Annotated in this window: 17 protein-coding genes; 8 read left to right on the top strand and 9 right to left on the bottom strand. The window is 62.8% G+C overall.

The window, feature by feature from the left end:
• Positions 1-50 precede the first annotated feature (50 nt).
• Positions 51-431, bottom strand: a complete 381-nt coding sequence (locus BM075_RS01160; RefSeq protein WP_093358644.1) for a hypothetical protein — start codon at positions 429-431, stop codon at positions 51-53.
• 94 nt (positions 432-525) lie between these two features.
• On the opposite strand from BM075_RS01160, the gene BM075_RS01155 reads away from it, so the two are divergent.
• Positions 526-1,329 carry a helix-turn-helix domain-containing protein gene (locus tag BM075_RS01155; RefSeq protein WP_093358642.1) on the top strand — a complete coding sequence of 268 codons (804 nt, stop codon included), beginning with the start codon at positions 526-528 and terminating at the stop codon, positions 1,327-1,329.
• 94 nt (positions 1,330-1,423) lie between these two features.
• Here the strand turns inward: BM075_RS01155 and BM075_RS01150 are convergent, their stop codons facing one another.
• Positions 1,424-1,840, bottom strand: coding sequence for an aldo/keto reductase (locus BM075_RS01150; RefSeq protein ID WP_093358640.1), 417 nt, complete (start codon positions 1,838-1,840; stop codon positions 1,424-1,426).
• Positions 1,841-1,974: 134 nt separating this feature from the next.
• On the opposite strand from BM075_RS01150, the gene BM075_RS01145 reads away from it, so the two are divergent.
• The gene (locus BM075_RS01145; protein WP_093358638.1) at positions 1,975-2,856 is read left to right on the top strand and encodes an AraC family transcriptional regulator; all 882 of its coding nucleotides are present in this window, start codon (positions 1,975-1,977) and stop codon (positions 2,854-2,856) included.
• Positions 2,857-3,048: 192 nt separating this feature from the next.
• Here BM075_RS01145 and BM075_RS01140 read toward each other — a convergent pair whose 3' ends face one another.
• Positions 3,049-3,948 (bottom strand): proline iminopeptidase-family hydrolase, encoded by a 900-nt coding sequence (locus BM075_RS01140; protein WP_093358637.1) that lies wholly within the window; start codon positions 3,946-3,948, stop codon positions 3,049-3,051.
• 106 nt (positions 3,949-4,054) lie between these two features.
• Positions 4,055-4,819 (bottom strand): LuxR family transcriptional regulator, encoded by a 765-nt coding sequence (locus tag BM075_RS01135; protein ID WP_093358635.1) that lies wholly within the window; start codon positions 4,817-4,819, stop codon positions 4,055-4,057.
• A 322-nt stretch (positions 4,820-5,141) separates the two neighbouring features.
• On the opposite strand from BM075_RS01135, the gene BM075_RS01130 reads away from it, so the two are divergent.
• From BM075_RS01130 to BM075_RS01110, 5 genes are all read left to right on the top strand, one after another.
• Positions 5,142-6,803 (top strand): ABC transporter substrate-binding protein, encoded by a 1,662-nt coding sequence (locus BM075_RS01130; protein ID WP_093359377.1) that lies wholly within the window; start codon positions 5,142-5,144, stop codon positions 6,801-6,803.
• Between the two features lie 70 nt (positions 6,804-6,873).
• Positions 6,874-7,914 carry an ABC transporter permease gene (locus BM075_RS01125; protein WP_093358633.1) on the top strand — a complete coding sequence of 347 codons (1,041 nt, stop codon included), beginning with the start codon at positions 6,874-6,876 and terminating at the stop codon, positions 7,912-7,914.
• Positions 7,914-8,888 (top strand): ABC transporter permease, encoded by a 975-nt coding sequence (locus tag BM075_RS01120; RefSeq protein ID WP_093358631.1) that lies wholly within the window; start codon positions 7,914-7,916, stop codon positions 8,886-8,888. Before BM075_RS01125 ends, BM075_RS01120 begins: the two co-directional genes overlap by 1 nt.
• The gene (locus BM075_RS01115) at positions 8,878-9,885 is read left to right on the top strand and encodes an ABC transporter ATP-binding protein (protein WP_093358629.1); all 1,008 of its coding nucleotides are present in this window, start codon (positions 8,878-8,880) and stop codon (positions 9,883-9,885) included. The genes BM075_RS01120 and BM075_RS01115 overlap by 11 nt, the downstream gene beginning before the upstream one ends.
• Positions 9,882-10,895, top strand: coding sequence for an ABC transporter ATP-binding protein (locus BM075_RS01110; RefSeq protein ID WP_177208205.1), 1,014 nt, complete (start codon positions 9,882-9,884; stop codon positions 10,893-10,895). Before BM075_RS01115 ends, BM075_RS01110 begins: the two co-directional genes overlap by 4 nt.
• Before the next feature lie 83 nt (positions 10,896-10,978).
• On the opposite strand, the gene BM075_RS01105 is transcribed toward BM075_RS01110, so the two are convergent.
• The 5 genes from BM075_RS01105 to BM075_RS01085 form a co-directional block, all read right to left on the bottom strand.
• On the bottom strand, positions 10,979-12,502 hold the full coding sequence (locus BM075_RS01105) for a sugar ABC transporter ATP-binding protein (RefSeq protein WP_093358628.1): 1,524 nt from the start codon (positions 12,500-12,502) through the stop codon (positions 10,979-10,981).
• Complete coding sequence (locus tag BM075_RS01100; RefSeq protein WP_093358626.1) at positions 12,499-13,500, bottom strand: ABC transporter permease; 1,002 nt, start codon at positions 13,498-13,500, stop codon at positions 12,499-12,501. The genes BM075_RS01105 and BM075_RS01100 overlap by 4 nt, the downstream gene beginning before the upstream one ends.
• A 13-nt stretch (positions 13,501-13,513) precedes the next feature.
• Positions 13,514-14,491: an ABC transporter permease gene (locus tag BM075_RS01095; protein ID WP_425445181.1), complete on the bottom strand. Its 978-nt coding sequence runs from the start codon at positions 14,489-14,491 to the stop codon at positions 13,514-13,516.
• A gap of 82 nt (positions 14,492-14,573) precedes the next feature.
• Positions 14,574-15,371, bottom strand: a complete 798-nt coding sequence (locus BM075_RS01090; protein WP_093358624.1) for an SDR family NAD(P)-dependent oxidoreductase — start codon at positions 15,369-15,371, stop codon at positions 14,574-14,576.
• Between the two features lie 81 nt (positions 15,372-15,452).
• Positions 15,453-16,409 carry a sugar ABC transporter substrate-binding protein gene (locus tag BM075_RS01085; RefSeq protein ID WP_093358622.1) on the bottom strand — a complete coding sequence of 319 codons (957 nt, stop codon included), beginning with the start codon at positions 16,407-16,409 and terminating at the stop codon, positions 15,453-15,455.
• A gap of 305 nt (positions 16,410-16,714) precedes the next feature.
• Here BM075_RS01085 and BM075_RS01080 point away from each other — a divergent pair, with 305 nt between their 5' ends.
• A complete protein-coding gene (locus BM075_RS01080) occupies positions 16,715-18,451 on the top strand; it encodes an ABC transporter substrate-binding protein (protein ID WP_093358620.1) in 1,737 nt (578 codons plus the stop codon).
• Positions 18,452-18,470 lie beyond the last annotated feature (19 nt).

Genomic DNA, 18,470 nt, shown 5'->3' with positions numbered 1-18,470 from the left:
CCGAGGGAGACGGCTTGATCGCGATCCTTGCTACGTAAAAGACACCCGGATCAGAAGGGTTTCGCAATCATCAGGGCATAGGCGACCACGAGGGCGAGGATCTGGACGGTGAGGGCGACTGCCAATGGTCCCGCCGCGCCGGCTTCCAGTGCCTTGCGGCCACGCGCGCCGGCCATGCCATGCAGGGCGATGGCAACAATTCCAAGCCACGGAAAGATGAAGGACAGCCAGCCGCCGAAGAAGAGGACGACGAGGCCGGTCAATCCGGAGAGACCCGTGGTGGCCATCGCCGCAATGAACAAGGGTCTCCACAGACGCGGCGCCGGACGGTGTCTGATGGTCGGGATGAGGGCGGCGAGGGCCCAGAGAACGGTGGTCAGGCACCCGAGCATGGCGAAGCCGCGGTGGGCTTCGGAGAAGGCAGTGTACATCGGCACTCCTTGGACGATGTGTGGATTCGGAAACAACAGGAGTGCTTAGTATCCTATTTATAAGCATGAAATCTTTGCAGATTGCCGCAGAAACATGTGGGATCGAACAAGAATGTGGTGTTTGCGAGCGTCCCTTTCCGAATCGTCGCCGTGGCATGACCACGACGTGTACGAATTCGTCACGGTCATGACAGCCGGTGGCACGCTGTCGACCCGTGAGCGCGATGTCCGGCTTGGGGCCGGCGACACTTTGCTTCTGCCGCCCGGTGTGGAACACCGCTTTTTCGTGTCGCCCGGCGAAGACATCGACATACGGCTTGTTTGCTTCACGCCGTCGGAAGCCTCGGCCTATCTGGCGCCGCAACTTGTCGGTCGTTTGACCTCGGCCGGCGATCGGCTGACGCGCGCTGGCCATACCGATGAGAGCGCGGTGTTTGAGCTTGCCATGACCATTCACGAAGGGCTCGATTTTGCGGCCGCCCTCAGCGATTGGGCGAAGCTTGGCCTGCTTCTGGCGCAACACATTGAGCGATCGGCGCTGCCGCCGTGTGGGGCTTACGACGCGCGGATCGCAACGATCGTGGCCTGGATCGACGAACATCTGGACGAGGCCATGACCTTGGCATCTGTTTCGAGCCACTTCGGCATGTCGCGTAGCCTGTTGACGCGGGAGTTCCGTCGCTACACCGGAACGAGCTTCGTGGCCTACTGCAACCGGCGGCGGCTGGAGCGCGCGGCAGGGCTGATGGCAAGCGGAAGCGCGTCGGTGGCAGAGGCCGCGTTTTCGGCGGGCTTCTCCAACCTCAGTCATTTCCACCGGCAATTCAAAACGGCCTACGGCATGACGCCCGCCGCTTTCAGCCGCAAGATCCGCGACGATGGCGGGTTGAACGGGTGATTTCGCTGCAGGACAAAACCGGGAATGCGATCAATGGGGCCGCTTGAGACGGGAGGGGTGAGGGGCGGCCTACATGACCGCCCACTGCCACTCTTCAGACCCACTCGGGCACCATGCCGCCCGCGTACCGCGCACCGAACGCGCCGTCGGGAAGGATCTGCCGGATGCGCTCCAGGTCGTCAGCCGACAGCGAAACATCGGCAGCGGCGGTGTTTTCCTCGAGCCGCTCGATATGGCGTGTACCGGGAATTGGCACGATCTCGTCACCCTGCGCCAAGAGCCACGCCAAGGCCAGTTGTGATACCATGATGCCCTTTTGCTCGGCCAGCTCGCCGAGTTTGCGGACCGCATCGAGGTTCTTTTCGAAGTTCCCGGGCTGCCAGCGCGGGTCGGTCCGGCGCATGTCGCCCTCCTCGTACTCCGCGGCGGGCTTCACCGCGCCGGTAAGAAAGCCCCGGCCGAGCGGCGAATAGGGGACGAACCCGATGCCCAACTCGCGCGTGGTCGGCATTGGAATGTCCTCTGCGCTGGTATTGCCAGGGATGTAGGCAGGGCACCTGCCGCCTGAATGTCCGATGATGTCGAATGATTGCCTGATCCTGCCGTTCAGTTGACCTTTGGCGGCAACCGTTGTGGGATCCCGACATGACAGATCTGACCGACATTCGTGCCATTGCCCTGCGCCACGCTGGCCGCCAGAACGCGGCGCTGCCACGGCTTCACGTCTACCGCTTCGACAGCCCAACCGATGCCACGGCTTTGATCTACGAGCCCGTGGCCTGCCTCGTTGTTCAGGGGCGGAAGCGGACGTTGATCGGCGACGACATGCTCGAATACGGCGAGGGCGAATGCATGGTGGTGGCCGCGGAGGTGGCGGCGATGGGGCAGGTGTGCGACGCATTGCCCGAAGCCCCCTATCTGTCGCTGAACCTCGTCCTCGATCCCGCGGTCATTTCGACAATTTTGCTCGATATGGACGGCCTGGTCGAACCCACGATCCGGTCGGGTTTCGGTATCTCCAAGGCTGGCCCGACCCTGCTCGAGGCCTGGCGACGGTTCGCAGGGCTTCTCGACAGGCCCGATGAAATACGGGTGATGGCCTCCCATCTCGAACACGAACTGATGTTCCGGCTTCTGATGGGGCCACAGGGCGCCTTGCTGCGCCAGATCGCCGGTTGCAGTTCTCGCCTCACCCATATCCGCCGCGCCATGGCGTTTATTCGGCGGTGTTATTCACAGCATCTGAGCATTGAGGCCATGGCGGAGGTGGCGGGCATGAGCGTTTCGGTGTTTCACCGCCGCTTCAAGTCTGTCACCGGCGTAAGCCCGCTTCAGTACCAAAAGCACATCCGACTGCATGAGGCACGACGCCTCCTAGTTACCGAAAATGCCGAGGCGGCCACCGTGGGGTATGCGGTCGGCTATCAAAGCGCGTCGCAGTTTTCGCGAGAGTACAAGCGGCTCTTCGGTGCCCCGCCGCGGCGCGACGCCGATTCACTGCAGACGCTCGTCGAACCCGGGCCGTAGTCGGAGGGCCTCGCCGACGCGCGCCAAGTCCGATGCGAAGGTCCGGCCTCGGGGCAGGGGGATCGCCGGCGACTCTGAGTGCCGCCGTGCGATGCATCGATGGTGGTTATGGCCTCTTGACGAGTTTTCCGCGAACCGGACCACCACGGCATTCGGCGGAACCTCGTCAGCGCTGGCCCCGCCAAGGCGCGTTCAGTCGTACTTCCGCAAAAAAGCCTCCACGACCGCCATGCAATCGTCCATCTCCTCGACGTGGGGCATGTGGCTGGAATTCGGGAAGACATGTCCCGTCACGTCGGGAATGAGGTCGAGGAAAGGCTGGACGCATTCCTCAGTCGCCTCATCAAAATGGCCACGGAATGCGAGAGTCGGCGCGGTGATGTTTGGTAGCCGATCGATGACAGACCACGTCTTCATCGTGCCGATCACGTGGAATTCGTTCGGGCCATTCATCGTGTGATACACGGTCGGGTCCGCTTCCATCGCGTCGAATGTGGCCTGTACCTCTGCCGGCATCGGGACGACCCGGCACACGTGCCGCTCGTTGAAGACCTTCTCGGCGCGCTTGTATTCCTCGTCGTCGGTCGTGCCCGCCACTTCGTGTTTCGTCAACGCGTCCTGAACATCGGCTGGCAACTGGGCTCTCAACTTTGCTGCGCCCGCCAGCCACAACTCCATGGAGGCCGGCGAATTCGCGATCACCAGCGCTTTCAGGCCCGCCGGTTGGCGAACTGCGTGTTCCGCGCCGAGCATCCCGCCCCAGCTTTGGCCGAGGTAGGCATAGCGGTCCTTGATTCCCAGGTGCGTCAGCAGCGCGTCGAGTTCGCCAAGGAAGAAATCGACGGTCCAGAAGTCCGCGCCCTTTTCGGGGAGGTGCGTGGACTTGCCGTTGCCAATCTGGTCGTAATGAATGACCGGCCGCCCGGTTTCTGCGAGCGCCTTGAAGCTGTCGACGTAGTCATGGGTACACCCCGGCCCGCCGTGCACCACCACGAGGGGCAGTTTTTCAGACTCCAGTGAGCCGCAGATGCGGTACCAGGTTTCGTACCCGTTGTACGGCGAAATCCCCGTCGAAATATCGTAGGCGCACATGTCCGCTCTCCTGTGAGGTTCCCAATGGACGTTTTGGGATACCTACCAGCGCGGGCATGTGTGCAGACAGCTAGGGAATCTTATAGGGTGCCGGGGTCTCGTGCGCTTACGCGTCCAGATCGAGCAGCCGGTAGTGCGCGGCCAGCGCGAGGGCATGGGCCCTGTTCCGTGCGCCGAGCTTGTTCGCGGCCGAGGTCAGATGCAGCGTTACCGTTGGGACGGAGCGGCCGATCTCGTGGGCGATCTGCTTGGTGGTTAGGCCCGAGGCGCACAGCATCATGCATTGCCGCTCCCGGGGGGTTAAGCTCACGTGGGACGTGCGCCGGGCGTCGGCGGGGAATCCCGGAAACACCGCATCATGAAGGATATGGCCCAGATGCCCAACGGCAGGCAAGTAGTCCTCCATGCCCGCGTCGTCGGCTCTGCCGAGACGAATGGCGCTGAACGTCGCGAGGGATCCACCAGGGCCACGAATCGGGACGGTGATGCCGCTGCGCATGCCAGTGTCGAGAAGATACTCCACAACCGGGGCGTGGCGGTCGGACAAGATCTTCTGCATGACGGCACTCTGGCGACCGTCGTGCGACCAGGTGAAGGGCCGTGTGACTTCGCGCGCGGCCTCCATCACCGGATCGCGGCTGTAATAGCCGCTGTTGCACCAGAGCGGCTCCATGTCCCGCGGCGTTTCCCTCAGGCTGAAGACGGTCGGCAGGATGAACTCCCCATCGTGAGTCAGCGGAACGGGGGAATAGTCATAGGTGGCGATGTCGAAGCCAGCCGGCCCCAGTAGTCGGTGCGCGACGTCCATTGCCTCCTCCAGAGCCATGCCCGGATGGAACGCTTCTTCCCTGATGATCTCAGCCTGAACCATGCAGACAGGTTTCGGGACGTCAGCGCGTTTGTCAATTCACAGGACCCCTGTGGCCCGGCATTTCTGCTCAGAGATCCCGCATATGCGCAATAAACAGACGACGGGCGCGGTCCCGGCACACGGGCTGTCCGGACCTATAACAATCCATAGCTATACAGCCCGAAAGGCGCACCGATACCTTCAAGGTAGTCGCGCGGTCTGTGAAAGGCGGGTGCGGCACTCGCGGTGCTCCGAGTTGCCTTTGCTCGCGCTGACGGGACACGACAATGAAGCCGCGCCGGGAAAGAACGCGCGGCGCACGCACATCAACAGGGGAATGGGAATGAAGAACAGGACATCTTTCGCCGCCCTCACATCCGGCATCGCGCTGGCGGTCTTCGCGACTGCTGCGCCAGCCGGGGCACAGGGCACGCCGGGAGGCACGCTCCGCCTGCTGGCCAAGGCCGCGGCGGGAACGATCGACCCGCACATCAACTACACACTGCAGTATTTTCAGATCAACTACATCCTCTACGACGGCCTCGTGACCTTCAAGAAGGCAGGGGACGAGACCGGTTTCGACGTGGTCGCCGACCTCGCGGAAACGCTTCCGGAGCCCGAGGATGGCGGGAAGACCTATACCTTCCAACTTCGCAAGGGTCTGAAGTTCGCCGACGGGTCCGACGTGACGCCGGAAGACGTGCTTGCCTCGTTCCAGCGGATCTTCAAGGTCTCCGGCCCCACTGCCGGCACCTTCTACAACGGGATCGTGGGGGCGGATGAATGTCTCGCCGCGCCTGCGGACTGCACGCTCGACGGCGGCGTGGTGATCGACGAGGAAGCCTTCACGATTACCATCAATTTGACCGAGCCGGACGGCGAATTCCTGCAGAAGATCGCGATTCCGCATGCCGCGATCCTGCCCGCCGAGACCCCGATCAAGGATATGGGCACCGAACCGGTTCCGGGCACGGGGCCCTACATGATCGAGAGCTACAATCCCAACGAGCGGCTCAAGATGGTCCGCAACCCGCACTTCGAGGAATGGAGCGCCGAGGCACAGCCGGCCGGATACCCCGACGAGATCGACTACGACTTCGGCCTGACCGAAGAGGCGGCCGTCACGGCGATCCAGAACGGGCAGGCGGACTGGATGTTCGACCCGCCCCCGCCGGACCGTCTGGCCGAGATTGGGACGACGTACGCCGACCAGGCGTCCGTGCATCCACTGACGGCGATGTGGTACGCGCCGATGAACACCAACCTGGCGCCCTTCGACGACGTCCGCGTGCGTCAGGCGGTGAACTATGCCATCGACCGTTCTGCCGTCGTGAAGCTCTTCGGCGGTAGCAACCTCGCCCAGCCGGCTTGCCAGATCCTGCCGCCGGGGTTCCCCTCCTACGAGCCCTACTGCCCTTATACCGCAGGCGGGGGCGACACCTGGTCCGCGCCGGACATGGAGAAGGCCAAGGCGCTGGTGGCCGAATCCGGCACGGCCGGGCAGGAAGTGACGATCATTGCCGAAGACAACACCGTCTCGCGTGCGATCGGGGTGTACCTGCAAGACGTCCTGAACGAGCTCGGCTATGAGGCCAAGGTTCAGGCGATCTCGCAGAACATCCAGTTCACCTACATCCAGAACACCAACAACAACGTGCAGATCTCCATCTCGCAGTGGTTCCAGGACTATCCGTCGCCCTCGAACTTCCTGCAGGTCCTCTTTAGCTGCGCGTCGTTCAACCCGGGTTCTGACGCCTCGGTGAACATTTCGGGCTTCTGCGACGAGTCGATCGACGCCAAGATGGCCGAAGCTGCGTCGCTGACGCTGACGGACCCGGAGAAGTCCGCAGAACTCTGGACCGAGGTGGACAAGGCCGTGACCGATGCCGCCCCCGCAGCGGTGCTGTTCACGCCGAAGCGCGTGGACTTCATCTCGTCCCGAGTGAAAAACTTCACCTTCTCACCCCAGTTCTACTGGATCATGTCCCAGTCCTGGGTCGAGTAACGCCCGCGGAGTTGACCATGGACGGCGGTGCCCCCGTGGCGCCGCCGTTCCTTCTGAGGCAAAGGCACCTATGAGTTCAGTCGAAGAAACCGATGCCCCGGCGGCGTCCCGTCAGGGTCAGGCAAAGGCCACCGAGAGCCCTTGGGCCACCGCGTTCCGCAAGCTCCGGCGCGATCGCGCGGCGATAGTGGCGCTGGCGGTTCTGGTGGCGATCGTCGTGGTCTGCCTGATGGCGCCATTGTACGCCCGCCACGTGGCCATGACCGACCCCTTCGTGACCAATCTGAACGGCACCGTCATGATCGCGGGGGAAGAGCGTCCTGTGCTGGAGCCCTCCACCACCGGCCTGGGGCTTGGGCTGACCCCGATCGGGCCCACGTGGGAATTCGGCCCGTTCATGCTGGGCGCTGACAACCAGGGTCGGGACGTGGCGGCGCGTATGCTCTATGGCGGGCGCAATTCGCTCTTCATCGCTTTCGCCTCGACGTTGCTTTGCCTGGTCCTGGCGACGCTCGTCGGCACCACTGCCGGCTTCTTCGGCGGCATTTCCGACACGATCCTGTCGCGCATCCTCGATGTGCTCTGGGCGTTTCCCATCTTCCTGCTCGCTATCTCGCTGTCCATCGTGCTGCTCAACCAGACACTCACCATCGGTCCGTGGCGGATCACCTCCGGCTCGCTTGCGCTGCCGATCTTCATCATCGGTATCGTCTATGTTCCCTACGTCGCCCGCCCGATCCGCGGCCATGTCCAGACCCTCATGGGGGCTGAGTTCGTGACGGCCGCCGTGGGTCTGGGTGCCTCGCCGTGGCGTATTCTCATCAAGGACATCCTGCCGAACGTGGTTCCCCGGATCGTCGTCTTCGTCCCGCTGATCCTCGCGCTGTCGATGATCATCGAGTCCGCTTTGTCGTTCCTGTCCATCGGGGTTCAGCCGCCGGGTGCGAGCTGGGGCACCATCATTCAGGACGGGCAGGGGCTGCTCTATTCCAGGCCGGCCGTGGCGCTCGTTCCGGGCATCGCCATCGCCGTCACCGTGCTGGCGCTGAACATTCTGGGCGACGGGGTGCGGGATGCGCTCGATCCGAAGTCTGCCATGAGGATCGGCTGATGATCTATGCACTTGCCGCCCGTCTCGGTCAGATGGCCCTCGTCATGTTCGGGATCTCCGTCGTCGTCTTCCTGATCTTCTTTGCCACCCCCGGCTCGGACCCCTCGGCCCGCATCGCCGGACGGAATGCCAGCCAGGAGACGCTGCAACAGGTGCGGCACGACTTCGGCCTCGATCGGCCGTTGCCGGTTCAATACGCACTGATGATGAAGAAGCTCTTTGTCACCCGCGACCTGACCTCCTTCGTGAACCGCGGCCAGAAAGTCATCCCCACGGTCACTCGCGCCATCCCGATCACGCTGTCGCTGGTGATAGGCGCCGCTCTGCTATGGCTGATCGGCGGGCTGATCGTCGGGCTGATTGCTGGCGCCACCAAGGGGAGCTGGCTCGACAGGACGCTGATGATGATCTCACTGGCTGGGGTCTCGATGCCTGTCTTCTGGCTGGGCGAGGTCGCCAACCTCATCACCCAGAGCCGGTTCCACGACAGCTGGGCTTTTTCCTGGGTCCCGGCGCTTGGCTACGTGCCCTTCGGGAGGGACCCGTTGGGCTGGTTCCAGGCGCTGGTCATTCCGTGGATCGTGCTCGCCACGCTTTACGTCGGACTTTACGGCCGGGTGCTGCGCGCCAGTCTGATCGAGACCATGCAGGAAGATTTCATCCGAATGGCCCGCGCCAAAGGTATCGGTGAACGCCAGGTGCTTCTGCGGCACGGGCTGCGCACGTCGCTGGTGGCCTTCGTCACCATGTTCGGTCTGGATTTCGGCGCTTTGGTGGGCGGCGGCGCGCTGCTGACCGAGGTGGTCTTCGGCCTGCAGGGTGTGGGAAAGCTCACCTATGACGCACTGCAGACGCTGGACCTGCCGATGATCATGGCGACCGTGATTTACGCCTCCTTCTTTGTGGTGATGGCGAACTTCGTGGTCGACGTGGTGCATATGTTCCTGGACCCGAGGGTGCGCGATGCGTTTTGAGCCGCTTCTGGAGGTCAAGGACCTGACCGTTCATTTTCGCTCCGAGGAGGGGCTGGTGGAGGCCGTGCGCGGCGTCTCGTTCAACGTCGGCCGCAATGAGATTCTCGGCCTGGTGGGCGAGAGCGGTTCGGGCAAAAGCCAGACGCTCCTTGCCATCATGGGCCTTATCGACAGCCCGAATGCTGTTCTCTCTGGTTCGATCCGGTTTGAGGGACAGGAGCTTATGGGGCTACCGCGTCGGGCACTCGACCGGATTCGCGGCAAGAAGATCGGGATGATCTTTCAGGACCCGATGACTTCGCTCACCCCCGTCCACACCATCGGCGCACAGATCGTCGAGACGTTGCGCGCCCACGAGCAGATCGGCCGCAAGGCCGCGAAGGACCGTGCCGTGGAATTGATCGATGCGGTTGGTATTCCCGCGCCGCGTTCGGTGGCCGACCGCTACCCGCACCAACTCTCCGGCGGGATGCGGCAGCGGGCGGTGATTGCCATGGCGATGTCCTGCAATCCGGCGCTGCTGCTGGCCGACGAGCCTACCACGGCGCTCGACGTGACGGTGCAGGCGCAGATCCTCGATCTGATCGGAAAGCTGCGGGAGGATTTCGGTTCGTCCGTTATCCTCGTCACGCACGACCTCGGCGTGGTGGCAGAGACGGCGGACAAGGTGAACGTGATGTACGCGGGCCGGATCGTGGAGGAAGGGCCGAAGGAGGCTGTCTTTCTTCAGCCGCGCCACCCGTATTCCTGGGGCCTGTTCGGGTCCATCCCGCCCTTCGACGGACCGCGGCCCGCGCGGCTCAGTGCCATACCCGGAGCGCCCCCCAAGCTTTCGGCGCTGCCAAAGGGCTGCTCCTTCCGGCCCCGCTGCCCGCATGCGCATGACGCGTGCCTGCAGGAGCCGCCTCTTGCCGGTCCGGTCGGGCACCGCAGCGCTTGCGTGCTGCCCGATGCAGCGATTGAGGAACTGGCGCCCAGGCAGGAGGGGGCTGCATGACCATGGCCACCGCTCAGAAACCGTTGCTCAGGGCGACGAAGCTCAGCAAGATCTACAAGTCTGGCCGGTCGCTCCTGCCGTCGCGTCGGCAGCAGGTGCATGCGGTCAACGAGGTCTCGCTCGAGGTCATGCCCGGCGAGACGCTTGGGATCGTCGGCGAGTCCGGCTGCGGCAAGTCCTCCTTGGGGCGTTGCCTGACCCGGTTGCAGGACATCAGCTCCGGCCGGCTGGAGTTCGACGGTCGCGATATCACGGATCTCAGCCTGCGGCAGATACGGCCGCTCCGGCGGGAGATGCAGATGGTGTTCCAGGACCCTGCGGCATCGCTGAACGCCCGCCGCCGGGTCGGTGACCTGCTGGCGGAACCGTTCCGCATCCACGGCATCGGGGCGCGCTCAGAAATCGAGGATCGGGTGAGCGAATTGCTGCGCCGCGTGGGCCTGCGGTCGGAGCACGCCTTACGGTTCCCCCACGAGTTCTCCGGCGGACAGAAGCAGCGCATCGGCATCGCCAGGGCGCTTGCCCTTCATCCAAAGCTGCTGGTGGCCGACGAGCCGGTCTCCGCGCTCGATGTCTCCATCCAGGCGCAGATCATCAACTTGTTGGCGGAACTCCGTGAAGAGTTTGGCCTGACCTACGTCTTTATCGCCCACGATCTCGCCGTTGTTCGACAGATCTCCAACCGTGTCGCGGTCATGTACCTCGGCGCGATTGTCGAAGTCGGGGACGCCGACGAGGTGTTCTCCACCCCCCGCCACCCGTATACGCGTGTCCTTCGGGAGGCGATGCCGGAGCCGCGGCTGCACGCGAAGCGGCCGGAGCGGGCACAGGTCAAGGGCGACCTGCCAAGCCCCTTCTCGCCGCCGCCGGGCTGCCCGTTCCACACCCGGTGCGCCTTTGCCAAGGAGAGACGCGAGGTCCAGCGCCCGGCGCTGGTCAAGGCGGCCGATGGCCGGGCGGTGGCATGTCACTACCCGCTGGATGGTCCCCATCCGACTGGCCTCGCTTGATCCGTGCGGTTTGGAGGGCAGGGGCGTGAGCCGCGCGAAAGCAACAGTCACTCCCCCTTCCGCCCAAGACCTGCCGCCGTTTGTCAGGCGACCTTGTCGCTGCGGATGCCGGAAATGGCCTGTATCAGGTTGTCTTCCGTCACTTCTTCCGAGCTGAACGTCCTGATCAGTTCACCGTGGTACATTGCGATGATCCGGTCGGACACATGCAGAACCTCCGGCATCTCCGAGCTGATCACGATCACTGCGTAGCCCTGTGACGCAAGATCACGGATCAAGTTGTGGATCTCGGACTTGGAGCCCACGTCGATGCCGCGCGTTGGCTCGTCCAAGATCAGCACGTTCGGGTGCATCGACAGCCACTTGCCGATCACGATCTTCTGTTGGTTGCCGCCCGAGAGATTGCCGACGAGTTGCCGCCAGCCCGGCGTGCGAATGTCGAGACGATCACGGTACTGGTCGAAAATGGCGACCTCGGCCCCTTCGGCCACGAAGGGACCTGCCTTCAGGTCGTCCACCTGGGGCAGGGTCATGTTATCCCGGCAGTTCATGCCAAGCACCAGGCCCTGACCCTTCCGGTCCTCTGGAACGAGCGAGATCCCATGCGCAATTGCTTCCGCAGGCGAGTTGATGCGGACTTCCTTTCCATCGAGCAGGATGGTGCCGGCCGAGGGGTCGCGCAGCCCGAAAAGCGTCTCGGCGATCTCGGTTCGCCCCGCACCGACGAGCCCATAAAACCCGACGACTTCACCGCGGCGCACTTCGAAGCTGATGTCTTGGTAGAGGTGTCCGCACGAAAGGCCGCGGACTTCGAGCGCCACGTCGCCCAGTTCCCCGTGGCTCACGTTCCGGGAAAGATCGAGGGAGCGGCCGATCATCAACTGGGTCACTTCATCCTCGTTGGTCTGCGCCGTCGTCAGCGTGCCGCTGTACTGGCCGTCCCGCAGAACGCTGATCCGGTCGGTGATCTTAAAGATCTCCTCCATTCGATGGGAGATATAGATGATCCCGACACCCTGTGACTTCAGATCGGCGATCACGTCGAACAAAACCACTTTCTCGGCGTCCGTCAGCGAGGCCGTCGGTTCGTCGAAAATGACCGCCTTGGCGTCGACGGTCAGTGCGCGGGCAATCTCCACCATCTGCTGGTTGGCGATGGACAGGTCGCCCACGCGCGCCTTGGCGTCGAAACTGACGTTGAGCTTGCCGAGGATCTCGTTGGTTTCAGCGAAAAGCTTGTTCCAGTCCACGCGGCCGAAAGATTTCCGGGGCAGCTCCCCCAAGTAGATATTCTCGGCCACCGACAGTTCCTCGGCCAGGCTCAGTTCCTGGTGAATGAACACGATGCCCTTGGCCTTCGCTTCGAGCGGGGTGTTGATCACGGTGGCCTGCTCTTCGACGAAGATCTGGCCCTCGTTCGGCTGGTGGATTCCGCCAAGCACTTTCATCAGGGTCGACTTGCCGGCGCCGTTCTCGCCCATCAGCGCATGCACCTCGCCGGGCATCACGGCGAAAGAGACGCCGTCGAGGGCACGCACGCCTGGGAATGTCTTCACGATATTCTCAAGGCGAAGGACGGGGGTTTGCCCCGTGTCTGGGCGGCTCATACTCTCAACTCCTCTTTGCCTTTGAGGTTCAGTTGCCGGTCGAGGAACAGCACGGCGATCAGGATCAGGCCGATGACCAGATTGACCGTCGACGTATCGGCGCCGATATGCGCGAGCCCCTTGCGGAGAAGTTGGATCGCCAGAACGCCGCCGAAGGTCGACACGATCGAGCCGGAGCCGCCGGTGAGTTTGGTGCCGCCCAGAACGACCGCGGTGATGATCCAGAGCTCGTAAAGCTCCCCGTCATTCGGGTTCACGGAGCCGGATTCAGAGTAAAACACCACCGCCGAAAGCGCGGCCAGAAATCCGATAATCATGAAGTTGATCATCATGTGCGGACCGACGCGAATACCGGCGTTCACCGCTGCGGACCGGTTGTCGCCGATGGCATAGGCATTGCGCCCGTGGACGGTGCGGTTCATCAGGAACCAGATCGCCACGGTCACGGCCAGGAGGAACCACGTCGCCGTGTGCAGGCCGAGAAACTGCGCCTCGGCGAAGTCGACCAGCGTCCAGTTGAGATGCGACGTCGGCTGCTCGCCGTTGTACATGAAGACGAGGCCGCGGTAGCCGAGCATGGACCCGAGCGTGACGATGAAGGCATCGACACCGGTCTTCCAGACGATCAGTCCGTTCAACGCGCCCAGCAGAACGCCAGTCAGCAACGCCAGCGCCCAGGAGATAGGGATCACGGCGTCACCAAGGCCGGCGAAGATCGGCCACGTCATGCTGTCGAGCAGGACGATGGCGCACAGGGCGTAGGTGGCGCCGACGCTCAGGTCGATGTTCCCGTTGACCATGATGATGGTCATGCCCATGGCGATGATCCCGATTGGCGCCGACTGCTTGAAGAGCAGCAGCATGTTATCGAAATCCATAAAGGCCTTGTCCGAGAGCGAGAAATACTCGCCGGCGATGGAAAAGAAGGCCAGTTCGAGCACAATGAAGGCCCAGATCGCGCCGCTCTTGAGGTAGTTGCTCAGTGTTCCAGGTGCCATGTCTGTCTCCTGTTCAGGCGATCGGGGACCAGAGCCGGCCACGTTTGGCGGCAATGTCCAGCCAGACGGCGAGGATGATGATGATCCAGGTGACGACGTATTGCGCGTAGAACTGAAGGCCCACGAGCAGCAATCCGTTCTGGATGAAGCCGAGGATCAGAACGCCGATCACCGTCTTGAAGATTGTCCCCGAGCCGCCCATCAGCGAGGCCCCGCCAAGGATGACGGCCGCAAGGACTTCCAACTCCAGTCCCTGACCCACGGTGTTCTGGGAACCGAGCGACCGGCTGGCCTGGATCAGGCCCGCTGTCGCGACACAGAAAGAGGAAAGCAGGTAGCACATGAACACGACCCGCGCCCGCCGGATGCCGGAGAAGGTCGCAGCCACTCCATTACCACCGACGGCATAGACCTTGCGCCCGAAGGGTGTCTTGGCGAGCATCGTGCCGAGCACGGCCGCGAGCAGGGCGAAGATCAGGATCGGAACGGGAATGCCCAGGATCGAGCCTTGCCCGAAAACGCTGAACCAGGTGCCCGCCTTGTCGGCGATATCCATGTTCTTGCCGCCGGAATATGTCAGGGTGAGCCCGTGGATCGCCGAGAGCATACCCAGCGTGACGATCAGCGAGTTGAGCTTCAGGTACCCCACGAGAAATCCGATCAAGGCGCCCAGGGCCAGCGTCATGATGAACATGGCTGGTATTGCCAGGGCCGGACCTATCTTGTCGTGAAGATCGAGCACGACGATGGTGGAGAAAGACATCATGGACCCCACCGAAAGATCCAGATTTCCGCTGATGACGACGAACGTCACGCCAAGGGCCATGACCCCCAGGATAGCGGAGGAGCGGATGACCCCAAGAATGTTGTCCGGATCCAGAAAACGCTGATTGGCGATCGTGAACGCGATCATGAAGAGAACGAATGCGATCAAAATGCCCTGTCGGGCAAGCACGCCTCCGATCTCGAATTTCGACAAAGCTCCCATCATGTCCTCCCCAGGGCCGCTTCGGCGGCCCGAATGTCCTGCATCTGATCTTCGTCGTCGGTCCGTCTCCTTCCGGGCATGACCGTCAGATCAATGTCATGCCGCCGTCGATCATGACGATCTGGCCCGTCATGTAGTCGCTGTCCTTGGACGCCAGGAACGTGGTGGTTCCGGTAATGTCCGCCGGCGTCGCCACACGTCCCTTGAGGATTTCGGCGGAGAACTCCTCCATCGCCTGACCGGGGCGGTCCGCTGCGCCGATTTCCATCAGATCCTGGTCGACCTGCTCCCACATTTCGGTCGCCACGACGCCCGGCGCGAACCCCGTGACCGTGATGTCGTGCTTGGCCAGATCCCGCGCGGCCGACTGCGTCAGCGAGACCACCGCCCATTTCGATGCGCAGTAGGGCGCAACATTGTCGAACCCCTGCCGGCTCGCGATGGATGCGGTGTTGATGATCTTGCCGCCGGTGCCTTGTGCGATCATCTGCTTCGCCGCCTCCTGCATCCCGATCATGCAGCCAAGTCCGTTGACCCCCATGATGAAGTTCCAGTTGTTCTCTGTCACATCAAGAAAGTTCATCGGCTTGTTGACGCCGGCGTTGTTGAACTTGACGTCCAGCTTGCCGAACGTTTCGACCGTATGGGCGATCATGGCCCGTACCTGATCCCGGTTGGTTACATCGACGGGCGCATGGGCCACCCGGGCCCCGGACCTTTCTGCGCGCGCCTGGTTCGCCTGGGCGACCTCCGCTACCTTCGCGCCGTTGATATCGGCGAAGCAGACGTCCGCGCCTTCGTCCAGAAGCGCCTCGCCGATCGCGCGGCCTATACCCTGCGCAGCGCCCGTGACGATGCAGGAGCGATCAGAGACCCGGCCCATGGTGTCTCCCCCCGTTCAAATGATGTCGATGGATTTGGAAGACGCGGGGGCGTCTGTGCCCCCGCGTCACCAATGGATGCCTCAGAACACGGGCTTGGTGTATTCGCTCATGTTGTCCTGAGTGATCTTCGGCGTGTCGAAGTAGTTCAGGAACGGCACGTCCTTGCCGTCGAGAACATCGATCGCCGTTTGCAGGGCGGCTTCGGCGTCATCCACGGGCGACTGGTAGATGGACCCCCAGTACTCGCCTTTTTCCATGGCCTCGTAGCCGACCGCGAAGTTCGTGGCGCCGACGAAGATGATACCGTCGCGACCGGCCGCCTTGGCGGCGTTCAGCGCACCAACGCCCATGTTGTCGTCGCCGGCATAGACGCCGTCGATATCGTCGTACTTGACCAGAAAGGCCTCCATGACCTTTTGCGACTTTTCGCGGTTCCAGTCGCCCGGCTGGGTCTCTACCAGTTCCACGTCGGGGCAGACCTCCGGCAGCCGGTCATCGAAGCCCTTCTGGCGCTCGATGGCGGTCGTGTAGCCCGGCTGGCCCGAGATCTGAACGATCTTCGCTTCGCCGTCGATGCCCATCTCCTTGAACTTGTCGCACATGATCTCGGCCGACCGCGCGCCCTGGGTGATGTTGTCCGGCCCCGAGAACGACGCGACGAACTCGAAGCCCGGCTCGGCGATGTTGGAATTCGTGACGATGACCGGGATACCCGCGCTGTGCGCCTTTCTCACGGCCGGGATCACGGCCTCGCCGTTGGTCGGCCAAATGATGATCGCGTCCACTTCCTGCTGGATCAGATCTTCCATTTGGGCGATCTGGCGGGCCACGTCGCCGCCGGCGTCGAGCACGACAGTTTCGACGTTCTCATTGGCGTCTGCCGCCGCAATGAACGCCTGCTCATACGTGGTCTGATAGCTGTCGACGCCAACGTTGTTCTGGGTAATTCCGATCTTGTAGGTCTCGGCGGATGCGGCGCCGGCGACGGCCAGCGTGCCGACAGCAGTGGTCACAACCAGTGCATTGCGGATCTTCATCTCTTGGTCTCCTCCCGGTCAGTCCGGTTTTCCAGTCCTGAGTAAAACGACGGTAGCGTCGCTGCGTTTCCATCCGGCGTGCGGACGAATGCAAAGACGATGCGGGTTCCCGCGTTCAAAAGTCGCACAAAAAATCACCAGTTCGGATACTTTGATATCCATAATGAGAATTTTTGAGATGTGGTGGCCACGTCAGATCGGCGATTTTGGAGGAGGCCGGCGCGATGCCGAAACCAAGAAAACCCAATCCGGACAGTTTGGCGGACACGCCGTCGAGCAAGGAGAGAAGGGCGCAGGACCACCTGATGAATGTCATGGGCGCACAACATTTGAAGGGACAGCTGACCTCCCCCCAGGCAAACAGCGAGGTTCTCCAAACGATATCGTTTCTGGAGAAGTTCGGTGATGAGCTAGAGGGGTCAATCGAGTTGTTCGCGCCCAATCCGGTCGTCCGGATGGCCCTGCATCTGGTCCGCGCGCATCTTGAGGGCAAAGTCGTGACACCGACGTCTCTCATAGGCGCCAGCCACGTTCCTTACGCGACCGCCAACCGGCGCATAAAGGACATGATCGAAGCGGGGCTAATCGAGCAGCGCCCGCGCACCAAGACCGGCAGAACCTTTTCCCTGCACCCCAGCGAGACGCTGCTGGAGCAATGGCTGCAGTTTTCCGAGCGGACCCGGCGGCTGGCAGAAGCCCACTTCGTCGGCACGCAAAGCAAGGCGGATCGCGATTACTTCTTCGGTGGGTCTTACATGGCCGCCCAGGCAATTCCGCCGCTGCAGGTGTTGCCGCAGCCGTTGACCGTTCCCGGAGGCATCCGGGTGCTGGTGCATGGCGATCCGACGTTCATGGTCATGGAGAACCTCAAGCGCCATTTCGAGCAGGTGATCGGCACGGAGATCCACCAGCGCGCCTTCTCCATCGATCGACTGCGGGACGAAGCCATCCGCAACGCGGAACGATCCTCCAGCCGCTACGACATCCTGGCATTCGATTTGCCCTGGGTGGGCGAATTCGCCGAGCGCCGGATACTCATGCCTCTCGACGAGGCCATGGATGTCGCCCGGCTCGATCCGGCCGATTTTCATACTGCCGGGTGGAAAGCTGCACACTGGGGTGGCCGGCCCTTCGGCGTGCCGGCGCAGACGACGCCGGAACTCCTGTTCTACCGCAAGGATCTGTTTGCGGCGGCGGGGTTGGAACCTCCGGCGACGACGGACAGACTTCTGGAAGCGGCCCGCCATTTTCACGATCCGAAGCGTGGCCGGTATGGGATCGCGTGGAACGCGGCCCGCGGTACGGCCCTCGGGCATACTGTGCTGATGACAATGGCGGATTTCGGCCAGCCGATTTTGGATCTACCGAAAATTGCCGGTGGGTTCGACGCGGACGCCTTGGCGGAGGGCGGCTACCGTCCCACCTTCGACACGGAGCGCGGCCTGCAAGCGGCAGAGTATCTCAAGGAGCTGCTGTATTATTCGCCGCCCGACATCCTGTCCATGTCGTGGTACGAACGTGTTCGCCCCTATGCGTCGGGCAAAGTTGCGATTGCATACGGATACACGCTGCTCGCCCCCTATTTCGAGCTGGATGAGTCGTCTCCGGCCCGTGGCCAGACCGGGTTCCTGCCGCATCCGGCAGGCCCGGATGCGCAACCCGTGGCGACGGTCGGCGGCTATGCCATGGGCATCCCGGCAAACCTGCCGAAAGATCGCATTCAGGCGGCTGTCGAGGCGCTGATCGTCTTCACCTCGCCGGAGGCCCAGAAACTCTACATCCAGAACGGAAGTCGGACGAACCCGAGGTATTCGGTGGCATCCGACCCTGACGTGCGCAGCGCCTCCACGATCTTTGAAGCGGTCGACGAGATGTCCTGGCGCGACGAGCTCCAATTCTGGCCGCGCCCGCCGGTGCCGGAGATCTGCGACATCTTCAAGATCTGTGGCGAGGAATTCCACGACATGCTGCGGGGCGTCCTGACACCGCGGGAGGCCATTCAGCGGACCCAGTCCCGCGTCGACAAAATGTTCGACCACTAAAGTCACACCACTTAATTCG

Source organism: Tropicimonas isoalkanivorans (assembly GCF_900112335.1).
In the GTDB taxonomy this organism is placed as follows: domain Bacteria; phylum Pseudomonadota; class Alphaproteobacteria; order Rhodobacterales; family Rhodobacteraceae; genus Tropicimonas; species Tropicimonas isoalkanivorans.
Note: the sequence above shows the minus strand (reverse complement) of the source record. Positions and strands in the feature narration are given on the sequence as shown.